General features: G+C 61.1%; 22 protein-coding genes. 11 read left to right on the top strand and 11 right to left on the bottom strand.

Annotated features, from left to right (window positions below):
* The first annotated feature begins 139 nt into the window (after positions 1 to 139).
* On the top strand, positions 140 to 1,390 hold the full coding sequence (locus E5E97_RS04255) for a valine--pyruvate transaminase (protein WP_171279908.1): 1,251 nt from the start codon (positions 140 to 142) through the stop codon (positions 1,388 to 1,390).
* 72 nt (positions 1,391 to 1,462) lie between these two features.
* Here the strand turns inward: E5E97_RS04255 and E5E97_RS04260 are convergent, their stop codons facing one another.
* Complete coding sequence (locus tag E5E97_RS04260; RefSeq protein ID WP_016348873.1) at positions 1,463 to 1,900, bottom strand: Hsp20 family protein; 438 nt, start codon at positions 1,898 to 1,900, stop codon at positions 1,463 to 1,465.
* Between the two features lie 92 nt (positions 1,901 to 1,992).
* Positions 1,993 to 2,406: an Hsp20 family protein gene (locus E5E97_RS04265; RefSeq protein WP_010635612.1), complete on the bottom strand. Its 414-nt coding sequence runs from the start codon at positions 2,404 to 2,406 to the stop codon at positions 1,993 to 1,995.
* Positions 2,407 to 2,640: 234 nt separating this feature from the next.
* On the opposite strand from E5E97_RS04265, the gene E5E97_RS04270 reads away from it, so the two are divergent.
* Both E5E97_RS04270 and E5E97_RS04275 read left to right on the top strand, forming a co-directional pair.
* A complete protein-coding gene (locus E5E97_RS04270; protein ID WP_118880066.1) occupies positions 2,641 to 3,345 on the top strand; it encodes a YafY family protein in 705 nt (234 codons plus the stop codon).
* A gap of 66 nt (positions 3,346 to 3,411) precedes the next feature.
* Positions 3,412 to 3,789: a VOC family protein gene (locus E5E97_RS04275; RefSeq protein ID WP_118880065.1), complete on the top strand. Its 378-nt coding sequence runs from the start codon at positions 3,412 to 3,414 to the stop codon at positions 3,787 to 3,789.
* Positions 3,790 to 3,905: 116 nt separating this feature from the next.
* On the opposite strand, the gene gyrB is transcribed toward E5E97_RS04275, so the two are convergent.
* The 4 genes from gyrB to dnaA all read right to left on the bottom strand — a co-directional run bounded on the left by gyrB (position 3,906) and on the right by dnaA (position 9,977).
* On the bottom strand, positions 3,906 to 6,317 hold the full coding sequence (gene gyrB / locus E5E97_RS04280) for a DNA topoisomerase (ATP-hydrolyzing) subunit B (RefSeq protein ID WP_171279909.1): 2,412 nt from the start codon (positions 6,315 to 6,317) through the stop codon (positions 3,906 to 3,908).
* Positions 6,314 to 7,417, bottom strand: coding sequence for a DNA replication/repair protein RecF (gene recF / locus E5E97_RS04285; protein WP_017410490.1), 1,104 nt, complete (start codon positions 7,415 to 7,417; stop codon positions 6,314 to 6,316). Before recF ends, gyrB begins: the two co-directional genes overlap by 4 nt.
* A gap of 2 nt (positions 7,418 to 7,419) precedes the next feature.
* Positions 7,420 to 8,523 (bottom strand): DNA polymerase III subunit beta, encoded by a 1,104-nt coding sequence (dnaN, locus tag E5E97_RS04290; protein WP_011704048.1) that lies wholly within the window; start codon positions 8,521 to 8,523, stop codon positions 7,420 to 7,422.
* Between the two features lie 83 nt (positions 8,524 to 8,606).
* Complete coding sequence (dnaA, locus tag E5E97_RS04295; RefSeq protein WP_005307141.1) at positions 8,607 to 9,977, bottom strand: chromosomal replication initiator protein DnaA; 1,371 nt, start codon at positions 9,975 to 9,977, stop codon at positions 8,607 to 8,609.
* Positions 9,978 to 10,290: 313 nt separating this feature from the next.
* Here dnaA and E5E97_RS04300 point away from each other — a divergent pair, with 313 nt between their 5' ends.
* From E5E97_RS04300 to mnmE, 8 genes are all read left to right on the top strand, one after another.
* Positions 10,291 to 11,049: an amino acid ABC transporter substrate-binding protein gene (locus tag E5E97_RS04300; RefSeq protein ID WP_005307144.1), complete on the top strand. Its 759-nt coding sequence runs from the start codon at positions 10,291 to 10,293 to the stop codon at positions 11,047 to 11,049.
* Positions 11,050 to 11,718 (top strand): amino acid ABC transporter permease, encoded by a 669-nt coding sequence (locus E5E97_RS04305; RefSeq protein ID WP_011707929.1) that lies wholly within the window; start codon positions 11,050 to 11,052, stop codon positions 11,716 to 11,718. It begins immediately after the preceding gene.
* A 12-nt stretch (positions 11,719 to 11,730) separates the two neighbouring features.
* A complete protein-coding gene (locus E5E97_RS04310) occupies positions 11,731 to 12,465 on the top strand; it encodes an amino acid ABC transporter ATP-binding protein (RefSeq protein ID WP_011707928.1) in 735 nt (244 codons plus the stop codon).
* 269 nt (positions 12,466 to 12,734) lie between these two features.
* Positions 12,735 to 12,869, top strand: coding sequence for a 50S ribosomal protein L34 (gene rpmH / locus E5E97_RS04315; protein ID WP_005307156.1), 135 nt, complete (start codon positions 12,735 to 12,737; stop codon positions 12,867 to 12,869).
* Positions 12,869 to 13,228, top strand: coding sequence for a ribonuclease P protein component (gene rnpA, locus E5E97_RS04320; RefSeq protein WP_016352406.1), 360 nt, complete (start codon positions 12,869 to 12,871; stop codon positions 13,226 to 13,228). The genes rpmH and rnpA overlap by 1 nt, the downstream gene beginning before the upstream one ends.
* The gene (gene yidD, locus E5E97_RS04325; protein ID WP_010635605.1) at positions 13,195 to 13,443 is read left to right on the top strand and encodes a membrane protein insertion efficiency factor YidD; all 249 of its coding nucleotides are present in this window, start codon (positions 13,195 to 13,197) and stop codon (positions 13,441 to 13,443) included. The genes rnpA and yidD overlap by 34 nt, the downstream gene beginning before the upstream one ends.
* A gap of 5 nt (positions 13,444 to 13,448) precedes the next feature.
* Complete coding sequence (yidC, locus tag E5E97_RS04330; RefSeq protein WP_011707925.1) at positions 13,449 to 15,095, top strand: membrane protein insertase YidC; 1,647 nt, start codon at positions 13,449 to 13,451, stop codon at positions 15,093 to 15,095.
* Between the two features lie 109 nt (positions 15,096 to 15,204).
* Positions 15,205 to 16,566 carry a tRNA uridine-5-carboxymethylaminomethyl(34) synthesis GTPase MnmE gene (gene mnmE, locus E5E97_RS04335; RefSeq protein WP_029302505.1) on the top strand — a complete coding sequence of 454 codons (1,362 nt, stop codon included), beginning with the start codon at positions 15,205 to 15,207 and terminating at the stop codon, positions 16,564 to 16,566.
* A gap of 70 nt (positions 16,567 to 16,636) precedes the next feature.
* On the opposite strand, the gene fhuB is transcribed toward mnmE, so the two are convergent.
* From fhuB to E5E97_RS04360, 5 genes are all read right to left on the bottom strand, one after another.
* Positions 16,637 to 18,619: a Fe(3+)-hydroxamate ABC transporter permease FhuB gene (fhuB, locus tag E5E97_RS04340; RefSeq protein ID WP_171279910.1), complete on the bottom strand. Its 1,983-nt coding sequence runs from the start codon at positions 18,617 to 18,619 to the stop codon at positions 16,637 to 16,639.
* Complete coding sequence (locus E5E97_RS04345) at positions 18,616 to 19,542, bottom strand: ABC transporter substrate-binding protein (RefSeq protein WP_171279911.1); 927 nt, start codon at positions 19,540 to 19,542, stop codon at positions 18,616 to 18,618. Before E5E97_RS04345 ends, fhuB begins: the two co-directional genes overlap by 4 nt.
* Before the next feature lie 18 nt (positions 19,543 to 19,560).
* Entirely contained in the window at positions 19,561 to 20,325 is a 765-nt protein-coding gene (locus tag E5E97_RS04350; RefSeq protein ID WP_039214120.1) for an ATP-binding cassette domain-containing protein, read from the bottom strand.
* 22 nt (positions 20,326 to 20,347) lie between these two features.
* The gene (locus E5E97_RS04355) at positions 20,348 to 22,006 is read right to left on the bottom strand and encodes a multidrug ABC transporter permease/ATP-binding protein (protein ID WP_171279912.1); all 1,659 of its coding nucleotides are present in this window, start codon (positions 22,004 to 22,006) and stop codon (positions 20,348 to 20,350) included.
* Positions 22,007 to 22,085: 79 nt separating this feature from the next.
* Entirely contained in the window at positions 22,086 to 24,194 is a 2,109-nt protein-coding gene (locus E5E97_RS04360; RefSeq protein WP_171279913.1) for a TonB-dependent siderophore receptor, read from the bottom strand.
* Positions 24,195 to 24,292: the final 98 nt, after the last annotated feature.

Genomic DNA, 24,292 nt, shown 5'->3' on the forward strand with positions numbered 1-24,292 from the left:
CCAACAAGTGGTCATTTTCACCACGCTTAATTTTTGTCTGCTGTTCCACGTGGAACGTCCCATTTTTTTGATCGACACCCGCTTTTAAACTGAGCTATGGTGCTAGCTCCCCCGTAACTGACTCTGGATCTGTCACCGAATGGAATTTTCCTTGTTCGGCGAGAAGTTCACTCGCCATGCCGGTATTACCCAACTCATGGATGACCTTAATCAGGGGCTGACCAATCCGGACGCCATCATGCTGGGTGGCGGCAACCCGGCCCCCATCCCCGCCATGCTGGAACGCTTTCAGGCCGAGGCCAAGAGCCTGCTCGACAACGGCGAGTTGGTGAAGGCGATGGCCAACTACGATGGCCCCCAGGGCAAGGACAGGTTCACCAAGGCGCTGGCGGCCCTGCTCAGCAAAGAGCTGGGCTGGGAGATCTCCGCCCGCAACATCGCCCTGACCAACGGCAGCCAGAATGCCTTCTTCTATCTGTTCAACCTGCTGGCGGGCGAATTTGCCGATGGCCGCAAGAAGAAGGTGCTGTTCCCGCTCGCCCCCGAGTACATCGGCTATGCCGACTCGGCACTGGCGGACGACTACTTCGTGGCCTACAAGCCCACCATAGAGAAGCTGGCCGACGGCCAGTTCAAGTACCACGTGGACTTCGAGAGCCTGCAGGTGGGTGATGACATCGGGGTGATCTGCGTCTCCCGCCCCACCAACCCCACCGGCAACGTGCTGACCGACGAAGAGATCGAGCACCTTGATCAGATTGCCCGCGATAAAGGCATTCCGCTGCTGATCAACAACGCCTACGGCGTACCCTTCCCGGGCATCATCTTCAGCGAAGCCAAGCCGTTCTGGAACGCCAATACCATCCTCTGCATGAGCCTCTCCAAGCTCGGCCTGCCGGGCACTCGCTGCGGCATCGTCATCGCCGACGAGAAGATCATTCAGGCCATCACCAACCTGAGCGGCATCATCAATCTGGCACCGGGCAGTCTGGGCCCTGCCATCACCATTCCGATGATCGAGAGCGGCGAGATCATCGCCCTCAGCGAACAGGTGGTGAAACCCTTCTATCGGCAGAAGGCGGAGCTGGCGGTGCAACTGCTGCGCGAGGCGATCCCGGATCCCCGCTTCCACATCCACAAGCCGGAAGGCGCCCTCTTCCTCTGGCTCTGGTTCGAGGGCCTGCCGATCCACTGTCAGGAGCTGTACGAGCGATTGAAGGCGAAGAACCTGCTGATCGTGCCGGGCCACTACTTCTTCCCCGGCATCGACGACCCGGAGTGGCGTCACAGCCAGGAGTGCATCCGCCTCAACTACTCCCAGAGCGAGGAGCTGGTACGGCGCGGCATAGCCATCCTGGCCGACGAGATCAACGCCCTCTACGCCGGCTAAGCCAGTTCGGCAATACAAAAACAGAGAGGCCTGCACATGCAGGCCTCTCTTGTTTATCGCGCGCCGGTTGGCTTAACCGGGCAGTGCCAGCTGCTCTGGCTTGCCGATCGGGATGGCACGGGGCTTGAGCGCCTCTGGCAGCTCACGCGCCAGATCGATGGTCAGCAACCCATGCTCCAGCTTGGCGCCCTGCACTTCCACATGCTGGCTCAGCTTGAAGGCGAGCTCGAAGTCGCGCTCGGCGATCCCCTGATGGAGGAACTGGCGTTCATCGGCGGCGGCCTTGCGCCCCTTCACCTTGAGGGTGCCGTTTTCGGTCTCCAGCTCCAGCTCTTCGCGCTCGAAGCCAGCCACCGCAACCGTGATGCGATAGCCATCGTGATCGCGCTTTTCGATATTGTACGGGGGGTAAGCGGCGGTCTTCTGCTCGAACAGGCCTTCCAGCTCACGGGCCATCCGCTCGAAGCCGACGGCGTTGGAATAGAGATGAGAAAAATCGAGGTTACGCATAATCCTATCCTTCTATAAGCAACAGGTTTTACTTCTCCACGGGCCCGTCATCGGCACCCGGGAAACGTCAACAATTCAATGTGGTCAGGCTATCAGCCGTTGATCTCGATCTTGCGGGGCTTCATCGCCTCGGGCACTTCGCGCACCAGGTCGATGTGCAGCAGACCGTTTTTCAGATCGGCACCCTTCACCCGCACATAGTCAGCCAGCTGGAAGCGACGCTCGAAACCGCGTTCGGCTATGCCTTGGTAGAGGTAGTTGCGCTCGGTATCGGCCTGCTTGTTGCCCTTCACCGTCAGCAGATTTTCCTGGAAGCTCAGCTCCAGCTCCTCCTGGGTAAAGCCCGCCACCGCCATGCTGATGCGGTAGTCGCTGTCACCCAGCTGCTCGATGTTGTAGGGGGGATAACCGGCATTGCCATTGCTGGCCGCAGATTCGATGAGATTGGCCAGACGATCGAAACCGATGGCAGAACGATAGAGCGGAGAAAAGTCGATAGAACGCATAGTATTATCCTCTTTTGAGCGATAACTGATTGTTTGCCCTCCTGATGGACGGGCGCCTGGTCGAAACCTCTGTCGAGCGTTCCGGCCTTGTTATCTATATAGGGGCCCGCTTTCGGCTTTCAAGGGCCCTGATCGAAAAATCTTCTCGCCGCCCGTTGCAGGCCTTTTCCACATTCAACTTTCTCCCCCAGTCACAACATGGCACCCTGAGCAGAGATCTTGAGGAGCCACATCATGTCCCGTTCCGAACGCCTGCTAGCCCTGCTGCAACTGCTGCGCGGCCACCGCTACGCCATCACCGGCAGCGAGCTGGCCAGCCAGCTTGGCATCAGCCTACGCACCCTCTATCGGGATATTGCTACCCTGCAGGCACAGGGCGCCCACATCGAGGGGGAAGCGGGCATCGGCTATGTGCTGCGCCCCGGCTTCATGCTGCCGCCGCTGATGTTCAGCGAAGAGGAGCTGGATGCGCTGGTGCTGGGCTCACGCTGGGTCGCGGCCCATGCCGACCATGCCCTCAGTACCGCCGCCAGCAGCGCGCTGGCCAAGATAGAGGCCGTGCTACCCGCTGACTATCGCCAACAGCTGCATGCCAATGCCCTGCTGATCGGCACCTCTCGCGGTGACAGCCCCGTCGATGAGGCTCCGCTGCGCAGCGCCATCCGCCAGCAGCGCAAGGTGAGCCTGAGCTATCGGGATCTCAAGGAGGATAGTTCGGAGCGCACCGTCTGGCCCTGTGCCCTCGGCTACTTCGACCAGGTGCGGGTACTGGTGGCCTGGTGCGAGCTGCGCCAGGACTTTCGCCACTTTCGGGTAGACAGGATCAGCGCGATGCGGCTGGAGGCGGAATCTTATCCGGGCAATCGGGAGCGGCTGCTCAAGGAGTGGCGTGACAGCCAGCAGATCCCGCAGCCCAGATTCATTGCTGACAGAAACTGACAGCAGGCAGCGCCATGCTGACGGGGTCGGCGCCGATGCGCCATCTCATCAGCAAGGAGCATCACCATGTTAGTCCCCCAGTTCACCATCCTCTATGTTGCCAACCCGGCTCGCAGCGCGCTCTTCTATTGCGAGCTGTTCGGACGCCCACCGGTGGAGGAGTCCCCCACCTTTGCCATGTTCGTGTTCGAATCGGGCGCCAGACTGGCGCTCTGGTCCAGCGCCACGGTCGAGCCCGCCGTGACCCAAACGGCCGGGGCCATGGAGCTGGCCTTCGCCCTCCCCGATGATGCCGCGGTCGATAGACAGTCTGCCGAGTGGCAGGCACGCGGGCTCACCCTGATCCAGGCACCGACCCGGATGGAGTTTGGCTACACCTGCATGGCGCTCGATCCGGATGGCCATCGTCTACGCCTCTACTGCCCGGCCCCCGAACTGGGCTGAGCCGGCACCATCAAGATGGAGCCATGTTTCACGTGGAACGTGCCACCTTCTTCACCAGGAAAACAAAAAGCCGCTCACAGGGAGCGGCTTTTTTATATCGAGCTGACAGCGCCGAATTAGACGTCGAGGTTGGCCACGCGCAGGGCGTTGGTCTCGATGAAATCACGACGCGGCTCAACCGCATCACCCATCAGGGTGGAGAAGAGCTGGTCAGCACCGACGGCGTCGTCGATGGTGACGCGCAGCATGCGACGGGCTTCCGGATCCATGGTGGTTTCCCACAGCTGGTCCGGGTTCATCTCGCCCAAGCCTTTATAGCGCTGGATGTAGATGCCGCGTTTGCCTTCGCCCATCAGCCACTCGACCGCTTCGACGAAGCTAGAGACCGGCTTCACCTTCTCGCCACGCTTGATGTAACCACCTTCCTCGATCAGGTTGGCGATCTCCTTGCCCAGCGAGACCAGCTGACGGTACTCGGAGGATTGCAGGAAATCGTAGCTGATCGGGTATTCGCGGTCGACACCGTGCTGTCGTACCACGGCATGCGGCACGAACAGGCGGCGCTCTTCATCGCGGCGAACCTGCATCTGGTACTGGATGCCCTGGTTGCTCTCGTTGAGCACGGCTTCCATACCCTGACACCAGGCCAGCAGATCGCTCTCGCTGTTCAGCAGCGCTTCGTTCAGCTCCGGCTGATAGATCAGCTGGGTCAGTACAGCTTCCGGCGCACGACGAGACATGCGGGTGATCAGGTGAGTCACCGAGCGATGCTGGTTGACCAGACGCTCCAGCGCCTCGCCACCGATGGCCGGGGCAGACTCGTTGACGTGCAGGGTCGCACCATCCAGCGCCATGGCGGTCTGGTACTGCAGCAGCGCATCTTCGTCTTTCAGATACTGCTCCTGCTTGCCCTTCTTCACCTTGTAGAGCGGCGGCTGGGCGATGTAGACGTAGCCACGCTCGATGATTTCCGGCATCTGACGATAGAAGAAGGTCAGCAGCAGGGTACGGATGTGCGCACCATCGACGTCCGCATCGGTCATGATGATGATGTTGTGATAACGCAGTTTGTCCGGGTTGTACTCGTCACGACCGATGCCGCAGCCCAGTGCGGTGATCAGGGTGCCCACCTCCTGGGAGGAGATCATCTTGTCGAAACGGGCCTTCTCCACGTTCAGGATCTTGCCCTTGAGCGGCAGGATGGCCTGGTTCTTCCGGTTGCGACCCTGCTTGGCGGAACCGCCAGCAGAGTCCCCTTCCACTATGTAGAGTTCGGAGAGAGCCGGGTCTTTTTCCTGACAGTCGGCCAGCTTGCCGGGCAGACCGGCGATATCCAGCGCGCCTTTGCGGCGAGTCAGTTCGCGGGCCTTGCGGGCCGCCTCACGGGCACGGGCCGCATCGATGATCTTGTTGACCACGATCTTGGCATCGCCCGGGTTTTCCAGCAGGAAGTCGGCCAGCTTCTCACCCATCGCCTGTTCGACGGCGGTCTTCACTTCGGAAGAGACTAGCTTGTCCTTGGTCTGGGAGGAGAACTTGGGATCCGGCACCTTGACGGAGATAACGGCAATCAGACCTTCACGCACGTCGTCGCCACTGGCGGCAGACTTGGCCTTCTTGCTGTAGTCCTCTTTGTCCATGTAGGAGTTCAGAGTACGGGTCAGCGCGGTACGGAAGCCCACCAGGTGGGTACCACCATCACGTTGCGGAATGTTGTTGGTGAAGCAGTAGACCCCTTCCTGGTAGGCGTCGTTCCACTGCATCGCCACTTCGACACCGATGCCATCCTGCTCGGTGGTGAAGTGGAACACCTTCGGGTGGATCGGGGTTTTGTTCTGGTTCAGGTATTCGACGAACGCCTTGATACCGCCTTCGTAGCAGAAGTGCGCCTCACGACCGTCACGCTCATCCAGCAGGCGGATGGAGACGCCGGAGTTGAGGAAGGAGAGCTCGCGCAGGCGCTTGGCCAGGATCTCGTAGTGGAACAGGGTATCGCTGAAGATGGTCGGGCTCGGCCAGAAGCGGACTTCGGTCCCGGTGCCGGTGCTGTCGCCAATCTGCTTGAGCGGTGCCTGCGGCTCACCCAGGTGATAGGTCTGCTCGTAGACATGGCCGTTGCGACGGATGGTCAGCAGCAGCTTGTCAGAGAGGGCGTTTACCACGGAGACGCCGACGCCGTGCAGACCACCGGAGACCTTGTAGGAGTTGTCGTCAAACTTGCCGCCAGCGTGCAGCACGGTCATGATGACTTCGGCAGCGGAGCGACCCTCTTCCGGGTGGATGTCGACAGGAATACCACGACCGTTGTCACGGACGGAGACGGAACCGTCGGAATGGATCTTGACCTGAATATCGGAGCAGTAGCCGGCCAGAGCCTCGTCAATGGAGTTGTCGACGACCTCGAACACCATGTGGTGCAGACCCGAGCCATCATCCGTATCGCCGATATACATCCCCGGGCGCTTGCGGACCGCATCCAGGCCCTTCAGTACCTTGATATTCGAGGAGTCGTAAGTATTTTCACTCATAGCTTACTCTCTGCCTTCTCTAACGTTTCGGAGATCTTGCCTTGTTCCACGTGGAACAACTTGCAGTCATTCGCATCCATCATGTCTGCGAGCTGACCGGTGTCGATGGCGGTAATGAATACCTGGGACGCACACTGCTTCAGCCTTGCGGCCAGCAACCGGCGCTTGTCGACATCCAGTTCAGAGGCAAAATCATCAATTAAAAAAATACAGCCACGGCTGCTATGTTGATTCAAATAGAGCCCTTGGGCCAGTCGCATGGCACAGACCAGCAACTTCAACTGACCCCTGGACAAAATATCCTGAGCGGGGACGCCGTTCGCTTTGAGTCGCACATCGGCCTTCTGTGGGCCTACTCCTGTGTAACCCAACGCCCGATCCCGCTCAAACCCCGCCTCCAGCAATTCATTGAGCGGGGTATCTTTTTCCCAGCCTCGATAGAATCCAAGGCTGATATCGAATTCCGGCAAAAAATCCGCCGTCATCTCCTTGATCAGGGGCGTAATGGCCTGACAATAACTGGCGCGAAACTCGGCCAATTCACCACCCAGCCGTACCAATTCCTGATCCCAGTACGCCAGCTGGCGATACTGGCTGCTCTGACGCAGCAGCGCATTGCGCTGTTTCAGCAGCCGCCGCACTCGCCCCCACAGGGAGAAGAAGGTCGGCTCCTGATGAAAAACACCCCAGTCGAGCCAGGCCCGACGAGCCTGTGGCCCGCCGGTGAGCAGATTGAAGCCATCTGGATGGATCAACTGCACCGGCAACAATTCGGCCAGCTCGGCCAGACGCTGGGCCTGGGCACCGGCGATCTTGAGCTGGGTCTCGCCACTCTTGTCCTTGGCGAGGCCGATGGGCACCTGGCGCCCTTCCAGTTCGCACTGGGCGAACAGGGTAAACGCCCTCTCCCCCTGGCGGATGACCCGCCCGGTCAGGTGAGTACGAAAGGAGCGACCGAGACCGAGGTAGTGAATGGCTTCCAGCACGCTGGTCTTGCCGCTGCCGTTGCACCCGACCAGGATATTGAGGCCGGGCGACAGCGCGAGACTGGCCTGCTGGATATTGCGAAAGTCGCTGAGCTGGAGTTTGACCAGGGACACGACTAGATCCGCATCGGCATTACCACGTACTGAGCATCCTGACTGTCAAAATCCTCAATAATGGCGCTGCTGATGGAATCGCTCAGGCTGATCCGGATTTGGTCACATTTTAACGTATTCAGCACGTCCAGCACATAAGAGACGTTGAAACCAATCTCCATCTCGCCGGCTTCGTATTGTACGTCAAGCAGCTCTTCGGCTTCTTCCTGTTCCGGGTTGTTGGCGGTGATGCGCAGCAGGTTTTCCTGCAGATTGAGACGCACCCCACGGAATTTCTCGTTGGAGAGAATGGCGGCACGGGCAAAGGCCTGGCGCAGATCCTCACGACCGGCGATCAGGGCCTTGTCGCTGTTGCGCGGAATGACGCGGCGCCAGTCCGGGAAGCGGCCATCTACCAGCTTGGAGGTAAAGATAAAGCCATCCAGCGCGGCACGCAGGTTGCTGCGACCGATCTGCAGCCGCACCGGCTTGTCTTCCGCTTCCAGCAGGCGCACCAGTTCCAGCACGCCCTTGCGCGGCAGGATGACCTGATGATCGGGCAGCGATTCCGTTACCACCTCGCGGCGGCAGGTCGCCAGCCGGTGGCCGTCGGTCGCCACGGTACGCAGCCCGTGGCCCTCGCTCTCGAACAGCATGCCGTTCAGGTAGTAACGCACGTCCTGGCTGGCCATGGAGAACTGGGTGGCATCGATGAGCTTTTTCAGCTCCAGCTGGCCGATGTCGAACTCGAGCACGGATTCCCAATCCTCGATGTTCGGGTATTCGGTGGCCGGCAGGGTCGACAGGTTGAAACGGGAACGGCCGGAACGGATGATCAGGCGCTCGCCTTCGGTATTGAGGCGAATGTCCGCCCCCTCCGGCAGACCGCGGCAGATGTCCAGCAGCTTGCGCGCCGGCACCGTGGTTCTGCCATCCTGACTGTCGCTGTTGAGATAGACCTGACCGATCATCTCCACTTCGAGGTCGGTCCCGGTCAGTGACAGCAGACCGTTGCTGACATCCAGCAGCACGTTGCCGAGGATTGGCAGGGTCGGCCGGCCACCGAGGGCACCGGACACCAGTTGCAGAGGACGTAACAGGGCCTCACGGCTAATTTCGAGCTGCATCTGTGCTCTCCGTTGTGATTAGGAGGAAAGGGTTCGGATCAGGTTGGAATATTCGAACTGCATCTGTCCACTCCGTTCCGTTGTCAGGAAGAAAGGGTTCGGATCAGGTTGGAATAGTCTTCCTTGATGTCGTGACTCTCTTCCTTCAGCTGCTCGATCTTGCGGCAGGCATGAAGCACGGTAGTGTGGTCACGACCACCAAAGGCATCACCTATCTCCGGCAAGCTATGGTTGGTCAGCTCCTTGGCCAGCGCCATCGCCAGCTGGCGTGGGCGGGCAACGGAGCGGGAACGTCGCTTGGAGAGCAGATCCGCCAGCTTGATCTTGTAGTACTCCGCCACCGTCTTCTGGATGTTGTCGATGGTGACCAGCTTCTCCTGCAGCGCCAGCAGGTCGCGCAGCGCTTCGCGCACGAAGTCGATATTGATCGCCCGACCGGTAAAGTTGGCGTTGGCAATCACCCGGTTGAGGGCACCTTCCAGCTCGCGCACGTTGGAGCGCAGCCGTTTGGCGATGAAGAAGGCCACTTCGTCCGGCAGGTGAATCTGGTTCTCGTCCGCCTTGCGCATCAGGATCGCCACCCGGGTTTCCAGCTCCGGCGGTTCGATCGCCACCGTCAGGCCCCAGCCGAAGCGGGACTTGAGACGATCTTCCACCCCGTTGATCTCCTTCGGATAACGATCCGAGGTCAGGATGATCTGCTGGTTGCCTTCGAGCAGGGCGTTGAAGGTGTGGAAGAACTCCTCCTGGGAGCGCTCCTTGTTGGCAAAGAACTGGATGTCATCGATGAGCAGGGCATCGACGCTACGGTAATAACGCTTGAACTCTTCAATGGCGTTATTCTGCAGCGCCTTCACCATGTCCTGCACAAACCGTTCGGAGTGCATGTAGATGACCTTGGCGTCCTGCTTGCGCTCCTTGATGGCGTTGCCGACGGCATGCAGCAGGTGGGTCTTGCCCAGACCGGTGCCGCCATAGAGGAACAGCGGGTTGTAGGCCCCGCCCGGATTGTCGGCAACCTGACGGGCAGCCGCACGGGCCAACTGGTTGGACTTACCTTCGACGAAATTCTCGAAGGTATAGTTCACGTTGGTGTTGCTCTTGTGGTTCGGCTCGGGTTTGGCCTCGGCCTTGCTTTCCCAGCTCTTCTGCGAGTTATTCACAGGATCCGCACCCCGCGCCGGCGCTCTGGCGACCGCGACGGGATGGGGACGATTACCGATGTCAAAACGCAGAGTGGGGCCGTCGACCCCGCAGAGTTCATTGATGATGCCGTTCACCCGGATGAGATACTTGTCTCGAACCCAGTCCAGAACAAAGCGATTCGGTGCATACAGGGTCAGAGTATTGTCACTCAACTCCGCTTGAAGCGGCCGGATCCACATGCTGAATTCTGCCGAGGGCAACTCATCTTGCAGCCGGTTAAGGCACTGCTGCCATAGCGAAGCAGTCACTCTAAACTCCCGTCGATTGATTAACTAAAGACCGGCTATTCTACGTTTTTAGCGGCTGGATCTCTAGCCGCGACCTCGCGGATCCAGCAAATAAGATCCTTGACTTTCAAGGATCCAGCAGCGCCGAATCCGATTTCATCCCCAAAGTTACCCACAGCCAGATCCATCGACAGGGGCACCAAAGATCCAGACCTGAAGCGGTTATTTTATATAACCAAATATCATTTATTCTTTAGCTTTTATTCCAATAACATCAGCGCAAATCCAGTGTTTACAACTAAAAATACAGAACAACAGAGAGAGAGGAATCCCCATGACGTCATCCATCAAGCTGGTCTCCGGCGCCGCCATTCTGCTGGCCGCCCTGTCCGGTCAAGCCATCGCCCAGGAAACCATCAAGGTCGGCATGTCCGGCAAGTACTTCCCGTTCACCTTCGTCAAGCAGGACAAGCTGCAGGGCTTCGAGGTGGATATGTGGAACCAGATCGGTGAGCGCACCGGCTACAAGGTCGAATTCGTGACCGCCAGCTTCTCCGGCCTGTTCGGCATGCTGGAAACCGGCCGCGTCGATACCATCTCCAACCAGATCACCATCACCGACGAGCGCAAGGCCAAGTACGCCTTCTCCCAGCCCTACGTCTATGACGGCGCCCAGATCGTGGTCCGCAAGGGCAACAGCACCATTCACGGCATCAAGGATCTGGAAGGCAAGAAGGTGGCGGTGAACCTGGGCTCCAACTTCGAAGAGCTGCTGCGCAAGAACGACCCGAACAAGAAGATCGACATCCGTACCTATGACTCCGCCTTCGAGCAGGATGTTGCCCTGGGCCGGATCGATGCCTTCGTGATGGACCGCGTCTCCACCGCCCAGCTGATCAAAGAGTCCAAGCTGCCGCTGCAGCAGGCCGGCGCACCGTTCGAAACCATCGAAAATGCCCTGCCCTTCCTGAAGACTCCTGAAAAGCAGGCGCTGCTGAAGAAGGTCGACGATGCCCTTACCGCCATGCGCAAGGATGGTTCCCTGCGTCAGATCTCTGAAAAATGGTTCGCTTCCGACATCACCGACAAATAAATGATGGAATTTGACCTCGAATACACGCTGGGGCTGTTTCCCATCCTGCTCAAATATCTGGGCACCACGATGGAGATGGCCCTGTGGGGATTCGTCCTGGCACTCGTACTGTCGCTGGCCCTGGCGATAGTACGGGTGTTTCGCGTTCCCGTGATCCACTGGCTGGCGATGCTCTATATCTCGTTTTTTCGGGGTACACCGCTACTCGTCCAGCTGTTCCTGCTCTATTACGGGCTGCCGCAGCTGTTCCCCATCTTCGTGGGGATGGATGCCTTTACCGCCGCCATCGTCGGCCTGACCCTGCACTTCGCCGCCTACATGGCCGAATCGATCCGCGCCTCCATCATCGGCATCCACAAGAGCCAGATGGAAGCAGCCCTCAGTATCGGCATGAGCCGCTACCAGGCGATGCAGCGGATCATATTGCCGCAGGCGGCCCGCATTGCGACCCCGTCGCTGATGAACTACTTCATCGACATGATCAAGAGCACCTCGCTGGCCTTTACCCTGGGGGTGGCCGAGATCATGGGCAAGGCGCAGATGGAAGCTTCCTCCTCCTTCAAGTTCTTCGAGAGCTTCATGGCGGTGGCGCTGGTCTACTGGGTGGTGGTGATCTTCTTTACCCGCTTGCAGCATCTGCTGGAAGTCCGGCTCAACCGTGCCTATTAAAGGAGGGCCATCATGATCAAGTTAACCGGCCTGTCCAAGGCATATGACGGCAATCAGGTGCTGAACAGCATCGATCTAGAGGTGAAAAAGGGGGAGATAGTGGTCATCATCGGCCCCTCCGGCACCGGCAAGTCGACCCTGCTGCGCTGCCTCAACCTGCTGGAGACCCCGGATGCCGGCAACCTCGCCATCGACGATCTGCAGCTCAACCTGGCCAAGGCCAGCGAGCAGCAGGCGATAGAGCTGCGCAAGCGGGCCTCTTTCGTATTCCAGAACTACGCCCTGTTCGCCAACAAGACGGCGCTGGACAACATCGCCGAAGGGCTGATCACCGTCTGGAAACAGCCGAAGGCAGAGGCCCGTGCCACCGCCCTCGGCATCCTCAAGGACATCGGCCTCGCCGACAAGCAGGACGCCTATCCGGCTTCCCTGTCCGGTGGTCAGCAGCAACGGGTCGGCATCGGCCGGGCCATGGCCGCGCACTCCAAGGTGATCCTGTTCGATGAGCCCACGTCGGCGCTCGACCCCGAGTGGGTCGACGAGGTACTGGGCCTGATGAAGGAGCTGGCCCGCCAGCACCAGACCATGGTGGTGGTAACCCATGAGATTGAATTTGCTCGAGATGTTGCCGATCGGGTGATCTTCATGGAAGGGGGCCGGATCGTGGAACAGGGCCCGCCGGATCAGATATTGGTCGATCCGCAGGATCCCCGTACCCGGGAGTTCCTGCGCAAAGTGCTTAAATAGCTCTCTCTTTGGCGGCATTGCCGCCTTTTTTATTGGAGGATCCTTGTTAAACCCCGGGTTGCCAGTATAATCCGGAGCCCTCGATCCTCTGGATCCTCACTGCCGGTTCGGGCCTTTGCAAGGTCAGGGCAGGAAGAGAGGGAACGGCGGATTGACTAAAAGCCGAACTCTGTTTAGAATTCGGCCTCTTTTGCTAGTCGTCACACGCTATAGCTGGCGCGTCGGCTAAGTGTGACAATCAAAACTGTACAGAAATACGGAATCGAATCATGAAACGTACTTTTCAACCGTCCAACCTGAAGCGCAAGCGCTCTCACGGTTTCCGCGCCCGCATGGCAACTGCCAACGGTCGTAAAGTTCTGGCCGCTCGTCGTGCCAAGGGTCGTGCCCGCCTGGTAGTCTAATGCCTACCCAGCACGCCTTTTCTCGGGAGTTACGTCTGTTAACTCCCGAACACTTCAAACGCGTTTTCGCCGAGCCTGTCCGGGCCGCTTCTCCGCAAATTACGCTTCTCGCCTGTCCCAATACCCTCGAACATCCTCGCCTTGGTCTCGCTGTGCCCAAAAAAGCACTCAAGCGTGCCGTCTGGCGCAACCGTGTAAAACGGGTGGTTCGGGAAAGTTTCCGCCTCAATCAGGCCAATCTGCCCGCTATCGACATCGTCGTGATCGCCAAGGCCGGTGTGAAAGAGATGGATAACGAGGAACTGTTCAAGTTACTGGAAAAGCTATGGCGCACTCTGTCACGCCGTTGCAATGGGTAGCTGTCAAACTGATACGCCTGTATCAGCTAATCATTAGCCCGCTGCTCGGGCCGCGCTGCCGTTTCACTCCGACTTGTTCCCAATTTGCGATAGAAGCAATCCGACTTCACGGTTTCATAAAAGGCGTTTGGTTAGCCAGCAAACGTCTATTAAAATGCCATCCCTTATCCGAGGGTGGTTATGACCCGGTTCCGCAACCAAAGCGAAGAAACTGAAGACTATGGAATCACAACGCAATCTCATCCTGATCGGTTTGCTGTTCGTGAGCTTTTTGCTCTGGCAACAGTGGGAGTCCGACAAGGCTCCGAAGCCGGCCCCGACTACCGTGGCCCAAACCGAACATTTCGTACCTGAAGCCGGTCAGACCGGTGATATTCCTCAGGTTTCCGAGCAAGCCAATGCGAACACCGCACGCAAGCTGATCACCGTCTCCTCCGACGTGCTCAAGCTGACCCTGGATACCCAGGGTGGCGACATCGTCTCTGCCGATCTGCTGGCCCACAAGCTGGAAGAAGGCAAGGATCAACCGTTCGTACTGCTGACCAGCCAACCTGAGCACCTCTATGTTGCCCAGAGCGGTCTGGTTGGTCGCAATGGTCCTGACAGCCAGGCCCAGGGTCGTCCCACCTACGAAGCCGCCCAGACCAGCTACCAGCTGGCCGATGGTCAGGATCAAGTCGTCGTACCGATGACCTGGACCGACAGCAAGGGCGTAGTCTTCACCAAGGAGTTCGTCCTCAAGCGTGGTGACTACGCCGTTGGCGTCGATTACAAGATCGACAACAAGTCCGCCGAGCCGGTCCAGGTGCAGTTCTACGGTCAGCTGAAGCAGACCGTGACTACCCCGAAAGACCAGCAGGGTCATGCCATGGTGGCCAGTGCCTACCGTGGTGGTGCCTTCTCCAGCGAAGATACCCGCTACAAGAAGTACACCTTCGACGAGATGAAGGATGCCGACCTGAACAAGACCACCAAGGGTGGTTGGGTCGCCATGCTGCAACACTACTTCGTCTCTGCCTGGGCACCGAACGCCGACGATACCAACAGCTTCTACAGCCGCGTGATCCCTGGCAAAGACCAGGCCATCATCGGCTACAAGGCGCCGCTGGTTGACGTGGCTGCCGGCCAGCAAGCCGAAGTGACCAGCAAGCTGTGGGTCGGTCCCAAGCTGCAAGACCAGATGGCCAAGGTGGCAAACCACCTCGACCTGACCGTCGACTACGGCTGGCTCTGGTTCATCGCCCAGCCGCTGCACTGGCTGCTGACCGTGTTCCACGGTTTCGTCCAGAACTGGGGTGTGGCCATCATCATGCTGACCCTGCTGGTACGCGGCATCATGTTCCCGCTGACCAAGGCCCAGTACACCTCCATGGCCAAGATGCGCATGCTGCAGCCCAAGCTGGCCGCACTGCGTGAGCGCTTCGGCGACGACCGCCAGAAGATGTCTCAGGGCATGATGGAGCTGTACAAGAAGGAGAAGGTCAACCCGCTGGGTGGCTGTCTGCCGATCCTGGTACAGATGCCGATCTTCATCGCCCTCTACTGGGCACTGATGGAATCCGTTGAGCTGCGCCACGCGCCGTTCGCCCTGTGGATCACCGACCTGTCGGTGAAGGACCCCTTCTTCGTGCTGCCGATCCTCATGGGTGCGTCCATGTGGTACCTGCAGAAGATGAGCCCGACCACCATCACCGACCCGATGCAGCAGAAAGTGATGCAGTTCATGCCGATCATCTTCACTTTCATGTTCCTCTGGTTCCCGGCAGGTCTGACCCTGTACTGGCTGGTGAGCAACGTCATCTCCATTACCCAGCAGACCATCATCTACCGTCAACTGGAGAAGAAAGGCCTGCATACCCGCAGCTAATCGATCCCGATGGCAAGATGGATGACAAAAGAGGCGGCCTTCGGGCCGCCTTTTTTATTACAATGACCCCACTGCTGTGAACCATCAGCGAACAAATGAGCCAAGCAAGATGACTACAGATACCATCGTGGCCCAGGCCACCGCCCCCGGCCGGGGTGGCGTCGGCATAGTCCGCGTCTCCGGTCCCGCCGCCGAACAGGTCGCCGAGATAGTGCTCGGCAAGCTCCCCCGGGTGCGTTATGCCGAATATCTGCCGTTCAGGGATGAGCAAGGCCAGCCGCTGGATCAGGGCATCGCCCTGCTGTTCAAGGCTCCCAACAGCTTCACCGGCGAAGATGTGCTGGAACTGCAGGGCCATGGCGGCCCGGTGATCATGGACATGCTGGTGCGCCGCATCCTGCAGATAAAAGGGCTGCGCCCTGCCCGCCCCGGCGAGTTCAGCGAACGCGCCTTCATGAACGACAAGCTGGATCTGGCCCAGGCCGAGGCCATCGCCGACCTTATCGAGGCGTCCAGCGAGCAGGCTGCCCGCAGTGCCATGCACTCCCTGCAGGGGCAGTTCTCCGGCAAGATCCAGCAGCTGGTGGAGAGTCTCACCCGGCTGCGTATCTATGTGGAGGCCGCCATCGACTTCCCGGACGAGGAGATCGATTTTCTCTCCGACGGCAAGGTGGCGGGCGACCTCTACGCCATCATGGCGGAGCTCGACGACGTACGCGGCGAAGCCAAGCAGGGTGCCCTGCTGCGTGAAGGGATGAAGGTGGTGATCGCCGGTCGTCCCAACGCCGGCAAATCGAGCCTGCTCAACGCCCTGGCCGGCCGCGAGTCCGCCATCGTCACCGAGATAGCCGGCACCACCCGCGACGTGCTGCGCGAGCACATCCATCTGGATGGCATGCCGCTGCACATCATCGACACCGCCGGCCTGCGCGATACCCAGGACAAGGTGGAGCAGATCGGCATCGAGCGTGCCTGGGCCGAGATTGAGCAGGCCGATCGGGTGCTGTTCATGGTGGATGGCACCACCACGGCTGCGGTCGACCCGCGGGAGATCTGGCCGGAATTTGTTGATCGGTTGCCAAAAAAGATTGGCCTCACCGTGGTGCGCAACAAGGCCGACCTGACCGGCGAAGATCTGGCTCCGAGTCAGGAGCAGGGCCACGCAGTCTACCGCATCTCCGCCAAGACCGAGCTGGGGCTGCCCGCCCTGCGCGAGCACCTGAAGGCTTGCATGGGCTTCCAGGGCAACACAGAGGGGGGCTTCATGGCCCGCCGCCGTCACCTGGATGCGCTGGAACGCGCCGCCGAGCGGCTGCTGGTGGCCAAGGAGCAGCTGGAGGTGTTCGTGGCCGGCGAGCTGGTGGCCGAAGAGCTGCGCCTAGCGCAGGAGTCCCTCTCCGAGATCACCGGCGAGTTCAGCTCCGACGATCTGCTGGGCCGCATCTTCTCCAGCTTCTGCATCGGCAAGTAAGTCGGTTCGGCAAACAATAAAAAGCCCGGGTTCATCCCGGGCTTTTTTTGTGCGTTTTTCATCCACCAACCTAGAGGCGGCGCAGACACCACATGAAGTAAGCGCCCCCTAACAAGGTGGAGACCAGCCCCACAGGCACCTCCTGCGGGAACAGGATCTGCTGGCCGATCCAGTCTGCCGACACCATCAGCAGGGCGCCGGAGACGGCGGCACCGAGCAGATGCCAGCGTGCCCGCACCAACCCCATCAGCTTGGCCATGTGCGGTGCCAGCAGGCCGACGAAGGAGAGCGGCCCCACCACCAGGGTCGCGCTGGCGGTGAGCACGGCCACCAGCAGCAGGATGGCGAGCTGAGCTCGGTTGAGCCGAATGCCGAGCGCGGCGGCCACCGCCGGCCCCATCGGCAGCAGATCGAGCCAGCGGCTGAGCAGCAGGCAGGCCGCCAGCAGCGTCAGCGCCAGCACGACCAACCCGCCGGCGATCGGCAGGGTGACGTAATAGGTAGAGCCAGACATCCAGGAAAGCAGTTGCTGCACCCGCAGGTCACCGTTGGCCAGCGCGATGGCCTGCAGCGGTTCGAACAGCGCCGTGATGGCGATGCCGGAGAGCAGCAGCCGCTCCGGCTGGAAACCGTGGCTGCGATTGACCAGCAGCAACAGCAGCAGACAACCGAAGGCACCGATCAGGCCGCCGACCAGCATCATGGGCAGCGGCAGGGCGGGCAGCAGCAGCGCCGTGGCAATCACCCCCATGAAGGTGCCGCCACTCACCCCCAGCAGCTCGGGGCTCGCCATGGGGTTGCTGCTGACCCGTTGCAGCAGGGTGCCCGCCAGCGCCAGCAGCACGCCCGCCGCACCGGCCGCCAAGGTGCGCGGCAGCCGCCACTCCAGCTGGGCCTGCCAGCGCAGCCAGCTCGGCCAGTGCCAGCCGTCCATCCCCTGCCCAAACAGCAGGGAGGCGATCACCGCCAATACCAGCCCCATCAACATCAGACCGACAAGGCGGCCCGACGCCGGGTGGCGGGCCACCAGCAGGGCGGTATTCGCCTTCGGCGTGCCCGACTTGATGCCCAGGCGCGGGATCAGCCACAGCAGCAGTGGCGCTCCCAGCAGGGCCGTCATGGCACCGGTCGGAATGAGTACAGAGCCGCTGCGGCTCAGGGATTGCAGCAGCAGATCGGTGGCCGCCAGCAGCAGAGCGCCCAGTAGCGGGGCCCACAGCAGCCGCAGGGCCAGTTTTCTTACCCCCAGCAAGCGCACCAGGGCGGGCGCCGCCAACCCGATGAAGCCGATCAGCCCCACCACGCTCACCACGCAGGCGGTGACGAACACCGCCAGCCCCAGTCCGGCGAAACGCAGGCGTTGAAGGGAGACCCCCAGACTGCGGGCGCTGGCATCGTCCAGCTCCAGCACCGCCAGCGGGCGCACCAGCACCGCGGCCAGCACGCCAGCCAACAGCAGACGGGGCAGCAGGTAGCTCACCCCGCTCCAGCTGTTCTGCACCAGCGAGCCACTGCCCCACACCAGCAAGCCTTTCAGCTCCTCCTGAAAGAACAGCAGGAGCCCCATGCTGATGGCCGCCAGATAGAGGTTGATCACCAGCCCGGCAAAGACGATGACTACCGGATTGAGCTGGCGACGCCAGGCCAGGGCAAACACCAACCCCATGGCGAGGCTGCCGCCGGCCATGGCGATCCACTCCCGCCCCAGCAGCAGCCAGGAGGGAGCAAACAGGGTCACCATCATCAGCGCCAGCTGGGCGCCGGAGGCCACCCCCAGGGTGGTGGGTGAGGCCAGCGGGTTGCGCAGCACCTGCTGCATCAGGGTGCCGGCCAGCCCGAGGGCGGCACCGGCCAGCAGGCAGATGGCAAGGCGCGGTAGCCAGCTGAAGTGGACCACTGCCTGGCTGGCATCGGTCAGATCCGGCGACAACAGGGTCGCCAGCCAACGCGCCACCGGCAACTGACCGGCCAGCTCCCAACCGGCGAGCGCCAGCGTCAACCCCAGCAGCAGGCTGACAGGCAGTCGCAGCGGCAATGGAAAAATCCGGTTCATTGCAACCCCTCCCCGCTTTGCCCATCCTGCTGCAGCGCAGTACTGAGCTGCACGGCGAAGCGACGCGCCGCCAGCACGCCACCAAAACTCCACACCGCGGGCAGATGCAGCACGGCCGCCGCCCTCACCTGTGGCAGCTGTTGCCACAGACCGGGCTCCTGCAGCCGCTCGCTCACCCCGACCGGGATCGGATCGACCACTACCAGTCGCGCTTGCGGCAGCGCCATCAACTGCTCCAGGCTGGCCACGGCAAAGCCCCAGGCATTGGTTTCCCCCTGCCAGCCATTGCGCAGGCCGAGCCGCTGCATCACCGCCTCGAACAGGCTGTGGCGGCCAAATACCCGCACATGGCGCTCATCGATGAACTGCACCACCAGCAGGGGCGGCAGATCTTCGGGTAATGTGGCCCGCATCTGCGCCAGATCCTGGTCCAGCCCGGCCAGCAGTTGCTCGGCCTCGGTGGTCTTGTCCACCAGCGCGGCTATGGTCAGGGTCGCCTCATGCAGCCGCTGCCACAGATTGGCATCCGGCTCGTAGAGCGCGATGGATTGTACCGGCGCGATGCGGGAGAGAGTCGGCGCCAGCGGGGCCGCCAGCGGCGAGATAAGGATGCGGTCGGGTTTCAGCTCGGCCAGCAGTTCGCGGTTGGGCTGGGCGCGCTGGCCGATATCTACCACGGCGGCCGGCAGCAGCGGTTCGCCGACCCAGGCGCGGTAGGAGCCGACATCCCCCACCGCCAGCGGTGTCACCCCGAGCGCCAGCAGGGTTTCGGCTATGGTCCAGTCGACGGTGGCAATGCGGGGTACCGACTTCACAGCATCGGCTTGAGGGAGGTCTGTTGCGGCAGGCATCGCTGGCTCGGCCTGCAACATAAGCGGAGCCAAGAGGCAGCAGAACCAGCCAACTTTCTTGAATAAGAGCATCGAGATAACAAGCCTTATCTAAACGATGGCGATGGCATGGTCATGGGCCGGGTGGCGAATGACCTCCATCGGGATGCCATAGATGGCGTGCAGGGTCTCGCCGGTCATGATCTGCTCGGGTTCGCCGTGGGTCAGCAGGCGGCCGGAGTGCAGCGCCACCAGCCGATCGCAGAAGCGGGAGGCCATGTTGATGTCGTGAATGACGATGATGACCCCGAGCTTGAGCTGACGGCTCAACTGCTTGACCAGCGTGAGCACCTCCACCTGATGAGCCACGTCCAGCGCGGCCAGCGGCTCGTCCAGCAGGATGAAACGGCTCTCCTGAGCCAGCAGCATGGCCAGCCACACCCGCCCCCGCTCGCCGCCGGACAGCGTATCCACCAGCCGGTCGGCAAAGCGTTCGGTATGGGTCAGCGCGATGGCCCGTTCGACCTGGCGGTGATCCTCCACCCCCATCCGGCCCAGCAGGCCGCGCCAGGGGTAGCGGCCCATCTCCACCAGCTCCCGCCCGAGCAGGTTTTCGGCGCTCGGCAGATGCTGGGGCAGATAGGCCACCTGACGGGCGAAGTCGCGCGCCCCCCACGCCGGCAGCGGCTTGTCATCGAACCGGATCTCGCCGTCACTGAGCGGCTGCTGACGTGCCAGCAGCTTGAGCAGGGTGGATTTGCCCGAACCATTGTGGCCGATGAGGCCATAGACCTTGCCCTGCTCAAAACAGAGATCGGTGGGGTGCAGCAGCGTGCGGTCATTGACCGCGAAGCTGGCTGATTTCATCTCAAACATAAGCGGTTCCTGTTGGCCGGGTTCAAACCGGCACCTCTGCATTCAAGTCACAATCGAGATGGGCGACCGCATCGCGGCTCACCTGCTCGCGCCGCTCGCCGGTCAGCTCGCTGAGCCGGCCCTGGCGCATCTCCAGCAGCCGGTCGGCCTGGGAGAAGTAGAGATCATCGTGGCTGATGGCGATCACCGTCTTGCCCATCTCCTTCAGGCGCGGCAGCAGCAGCTGATAGAAGATGCGGCGGAACTGGGGATCCTGATCCGCGGCCCACTCGTCGAACAACATCACCTCGCGCTGCTCGGCCAGCGCCAGCAGCAGGGCGACCCGCTTGCGCTGCCCCTGGGAGAGGTCGATATCGGCGATGAAGCCATCTTCGATGGTGAGCTTGCTGCCCATCTGCAGCCGCTCCAGCCACTCGGCCACCAGCTCATCCTTGGGTTCCGGCCCCAGCAGGTGCTGGAACAGGTGATAGTCGGTGAAGATGGCGGAGAAGAGCGCCAGATAGGCGTTGCGATCGGTGATCGGCTCCCCATCCAGCAGGATCCGGCCCGATACCGGCTGATAGAGGCCGGTCAGCAGCATGGCCAGGGTCGACTTGCCGGAGCCGTTGCCACCGATGATGAAGAGTTGCTCTCCCTTCTCGATGGTGAGGTTGATCGGGCCGACGGCGAAACCGCCCTCCCCCTGATAGTGAAAGCTCACCAGCTCCAGCTCGATGCGCTGCCAGGCGCGGGGCGCGGACGGCAGCGGGAAGTTGGCATCCGGTGCGGCCAGATTGAGCGCCGCTATCTTGTCGAACGCCACCTGGGCGGAGAGCAGGGTCGGCAATGCGCCAATGCCCTGCAGCAAGGGGGTGCGCAAGAACAGCAGGGTCAGCGCGAAGGTGGCGGCCACCTGGGTGTCGGCCCAGCCCAGCCCGTTGGCTAGGAAGAAGACCAGACCGATGGCCCCCAGCATCATGATATTCGACCAGTTCACCGCGCTCAGGTGATAGGTGTCGGCACGGATGATCTGCTCCCGATAGTCCTGCGCATTCTGCTGATAAAGCTGGTGGTAGACGAAGTGGGCCCGCTCGCGGTTGAGCGCCAGCTCCTTGCTGCCGGCGATGATGGCCTGATAGTTCTGATAGAGCCGATCCTCGGCCTGACGCATGTGGGAGAGATGGCGATAGACCCGGTTCACCAGCAGCCAGCCCACCACCATGGTGAAGGTGACCCAGAGGGTGGTGACGCCGAGCAGGGCCGGCGACAGCCAACCGAGGTAGAGGGCCGACCCCAGGGTGAGCACCAGCCCCTGCACCAGCTCCGGCAGGCGCACGAAGGCGATGGTGATCTGGCCGATGTCGCTGGAAAGGGAGGCCAGCAGCGGCCCCTGGCCAATCTGGCGCAGGCGGGCGACATCGGTATCCAGCAACTGCTTGAGCAGGCGGCCGCGCAGCCGGTAGACAAAATGATGGCCGAGGGTGGTCAGCGCCAGCTGAGAGCCGAGCGTGATCACCAGCAGCAATAAGATGAGGCCGATCAGCTGACCGAGCACCGGCAGCGGATCGCCGACTGATTCGACGAGAGACTGATTGATAAAGGCAATGACACCAATCCCGCTGACGGCACTGAACAGGCTGAGCAGGGTAATGGCGATGAAGGGCCAACGATATTGGCGATAAACCAGAGACAAGAGTTCCATAACGGACCGGTATTCCAGAGAGATCAGAACAACAGCAGGTGAAAAGAAGGGCGGGAACCCGGTTCCCGCCCCACTTCGATTACCAGCGGTAGTTGATGCTGCCCACTACGCTGCGCGGCTCGCCGTAGTAGCAGTAGTAGTCGCAGCTGGCCACGTAGGTATCACCCAGCAGGTTGTTGACGTTGAGCTGAGCCCGCCAGTTCTTGGCAAAGTCATACCCGATCATCGCATCCCACACGGTATGGGCCGGCACCTCGGCCGAGCCGTAGATGGGGGTGTAGTCCGCATTTACGGCACCGATGCCGACGCTGGAGCCGACGTAGCGCACGCCGCTACCCAGCTCCAGACCGGAGACCGGACCCTGCTGCACCTTGTAGTTGCCCCAGAAAGAGGCCTGGTGGCGCGGGATCAGACTGGCGCGGCGATCGCCTTTGCCGGTGTCGTTGGTCTTGGCGTCGGTATAGGTGTAGGCGGCGGTCAGGCGCAGCGCCTCGGTGGCCTGCACGCTCCCTTCCAGCTCGACGCCCTGGGAGGTCACTTCACCAGCCTGGGTCTGCTGGCCGGAACCGGTGGAGACCAGCGAGTTGGTCTGTTCCAGATCGAACAGGGCCAGGTTGATGTAGCCATCGAGGAAGCTAGGCGCGTACTTGACGCCGGTCTCGTACAGGGTGCCCTTGAGCGGCTTGTAGGATTGGCTGGTGTTGGGGTCGATCCCCGGTAGCACCTCGAACGACTCGGCATAGGCAATATAAGGAGAGAGACCGTTGTCGGCCAGGTACATCAGGCTGCCGGAGAGGGAGAGCTCGTGATCATACTGCTTCTCGTTCTTGCCCTTGGCTTCGCTGATGTTGTGGGTCTCCACGTAGTCGAAGCGACCGCCGCCGGTCAGCAACCAGCGATCGTCCCAGCGGATCTGGTGCTGGGCGTAGAGGCCGCTCTGGCCCTTGGTGCTCTTCTGATGGGTGGCGGTGGATTCATCAAAACCGGGGAAGCCGCTGTAATCCGGGTTCATGGTATTGATGGAGCCCATGCCGTAGTTGTCGGCTTCCTGACCTTCATTGACATGGCGCTGCAGATCCACCCCCAGCAGTAGGGTCTGCTCGGTGCTGTCGGTGTTCCAGTAACCCACCATCTGGTTGTCCATGGTGGCACTCTTGGTATTGCCATCACGGTAAACCAGGCCACGGAAGGCGGTAGTGCCTTCATAGGTCGGGAAGATATAGGTCTGGCGCAGCAGCAGATCGTTGTAGTTGAAGCGGACGTTCTGCTTGAACTCCCAGGTCTGGTTGAGCTGGTGGGCCAGCTCGTAACCGGTGGAGATCTGGGTGTTGCGGTTGCGATCGTAATCCGGCTGGCTCAGGTTGGTGCTGGGATCGATCTGGCCACCGCTGGTATTGAGGGTGCCGTAAACCGGGAAGAAACCGTTGGTCGGCACCCCTTCGTCGTGCAGGAAGCTGGCCAGCAGAGTCAGGCTGGTACGATCCGAGAGATCGAAGGTCATGCTCGGTGCCAGATAGACGCGATCGTTGTAGGTGCCGTCCAGCACGCCGTCACGCTCTTTATAGAGAGCAACCATGCGGTAGCGGCTGTTGTCGGTCAGCGCATCGGAGACATCCACCCCGATCTGGCGGTGATCCCGGCTGCCGAGCTGCAGATCCAGCAGCCCCTGCGGGGTGGCGGTCGGCCGCTTGCTGATGGCATTGATCACGCCACCGGGAGGCGCCTCGCCGTAGAGGATCGAGGCAGGCCCTTTCAGCACTTCCACGCTCTCCAGGCCGAACGGCTCCGGCGTCCAGACATAGTAACCGGTGCCGAACAGGCGGTTGCCGTCCAGATAGGAGGCGGCATCGAAGCCACGCACTTTGAACCAGTCGGTATTGTTGTCGGAGCCATAGAGGCCGCTGAGCACGCCGGAGCGGTAGCGCAGGGACTCGTCAAGCTGCTGCACGGCGTGCTGATCCAGGTCCTCGCGGTTGACCACGGAGACGGCGCGAGGCGTCTCGGCCATCGGCACTTCCACCTTCATGGCGGTGCCGGTGACCACCATGGTCTCGCTGGCTTTGGGCAGTTCTTTCGGTTGTTCGGCCGCCAGCACGGGCAGGCTGGCCAACAGGCAGGAGAGCGGCAACAGTTGCTGTGCGCCTCTCTTTCGCATTACTGCGATGGGGGTGTCTTTTTGCGCAATCATAGTAAGTGTCTCAAATATCAATGAGTTGTTTCTGATTTCTTATTATTGGTGCCCGGTCATGCCGGTAGCCCGGTTCCTCAGGCGAATAAAGCAACGAC

This window comes from Aeromonas sp. 2692-1, assembly GCF_013085505.1.
Classification (GTDB): Bacteria; Pseudomonadota; Gammaproteobacteria; order Enterobacterales; family Aeromonadaceae; genus Aeromonas; species Aeromonas hydrophila.

Coding starts and splice junctions, on each gene's coding strand:
- E5E97_RS04355 (WP_171279912.1), bottom strand. CDS start 22,006: ATGGAACTCTTGTCTCTGGTTTATCGCCAATATCGTTGGCCCTTCATC.
- yidC (WP_011707925.1), top strand. CDS start 13,449: ATGGAATCACAACGCAATCTCATCCTGATCGGTTTGCTGTTCGTGAGC.
- E5E97_RS04350 (WP_039214120.1), bottom strand. CDS start 20,325: ATGTTTGAGATGAAATCAGCCAGCTTCGCGGTCAATGACCGCACGCTG.
- E5E97_RS04345 (WP_171279911.1), bottom strand. CDS start 19,542: ATGCTCTTATTCAAGAAAGTTGGCTGGTTCTGCTGCCTCTTGGCTCCG.
- E5E97_RS04300 (WP_005307144.1), top strand. CDS start 10,291: ATGACGTCATCCATCAAGCTGGTCTCCGGCGCCGCCATTCTGCTGGCC.
- E5E97_RS04265 (WP_010635612.1), bottom strand. CDS start 2,406: ATGCGTTCTATCGACTTTTCTCCGCTCTATCGTTCTGCCATCGGTTTC.
- gyrB (WP_171279909.1), bottom strand. CDS start 6,317: ATGAGTGAAAATACTTACGACTCCTCGAATATCAAGGTACTGAAGGGC.
- dnaN (WP_011704048.1), bottom strand. CDS start 8,523: ATGCAGCTCGAAATTAGCCGTGAGGCCCTGTTACGTCCTCTGCAACTG.
- rpmH (WP_005307156.1), top strand. CDS start 12,735: ATGAAACGTACTTTTCAACCGTCCAACCTGAAGCGCAAGCGCTCTCAC.
- rnpA (WP_016352406.1), top strand. CDS start 12,869: ATGCCTACCCAGCACGCCTTTTCTCGGGAGTTACGTCTGTTAACTCCC.
- E5E97_RS04260 (WP_016348873.1), bottom strand. CDS start 1,900: ATGCGTAACCTCGATTTTTCTCATCTCTATTCCAACGCCGTCGGCTTC.
- mnmE (WP_029302505.1), top strand. CDS start 15,205: ATGACTACAGATACCATCGTGGCCCAGGCCACCGCCCCCGGCCGGGGT.
- E5E97_RS04255 (WP_171279908.1), top strand. CDS start 140: ATGGAATTTTCCTTGTTCGGCGAGAAGTTCACTCGCCATGCCGGTATT.
- E5E97_RS04270 (WP_118880066.1), top strand. CDS start 2,641: ATGTCCCGTTCCGAACGCCTGCTAGCCCTGCTGCAACTGCTGCGCGGC.
- E5E97_RS04275 (WP_118880065.1), top strand. CDS start 3,412: ATGTTAGTCCCCCAGTTCACCATCCTCTATGTTGCCAACCCGGCTCGC.
- E5E97_RS04360 (WP_171279913.1), bottom strand. CDS start 24,194: ATGATTGCGCAAAAAGACACCCCCATCGCAGTAATGCGAAAGAGAGGC.
- E5E97_RS04310 (WP_011707928.1), top strand. CDS start 11,731: ATGATCAAGTTAACCGGCCTGTCCAAGGCATATGACGGCAATCAGGTG.
- fhuB (WP_171279910.1), bottom strand. CDS start 18,619: ATGAACCGGATTTTTCCATTGCCGCTGCGACTGCCTGTCAGCCTGCTG.
- yidD (WP_010635605.1), top strand. CDS start 13,195: ATGGCGCACTCTGTCACGCCGTTGCAATGGGTAGCTGTCAAACTGATA.
- E5E97_RS04305 (WP_011707929.1), top strand. CDS start 11,050: ATGATGGAATTTGACCTCGAATACACGCTGGGGCTGTTTCCCATCCTG.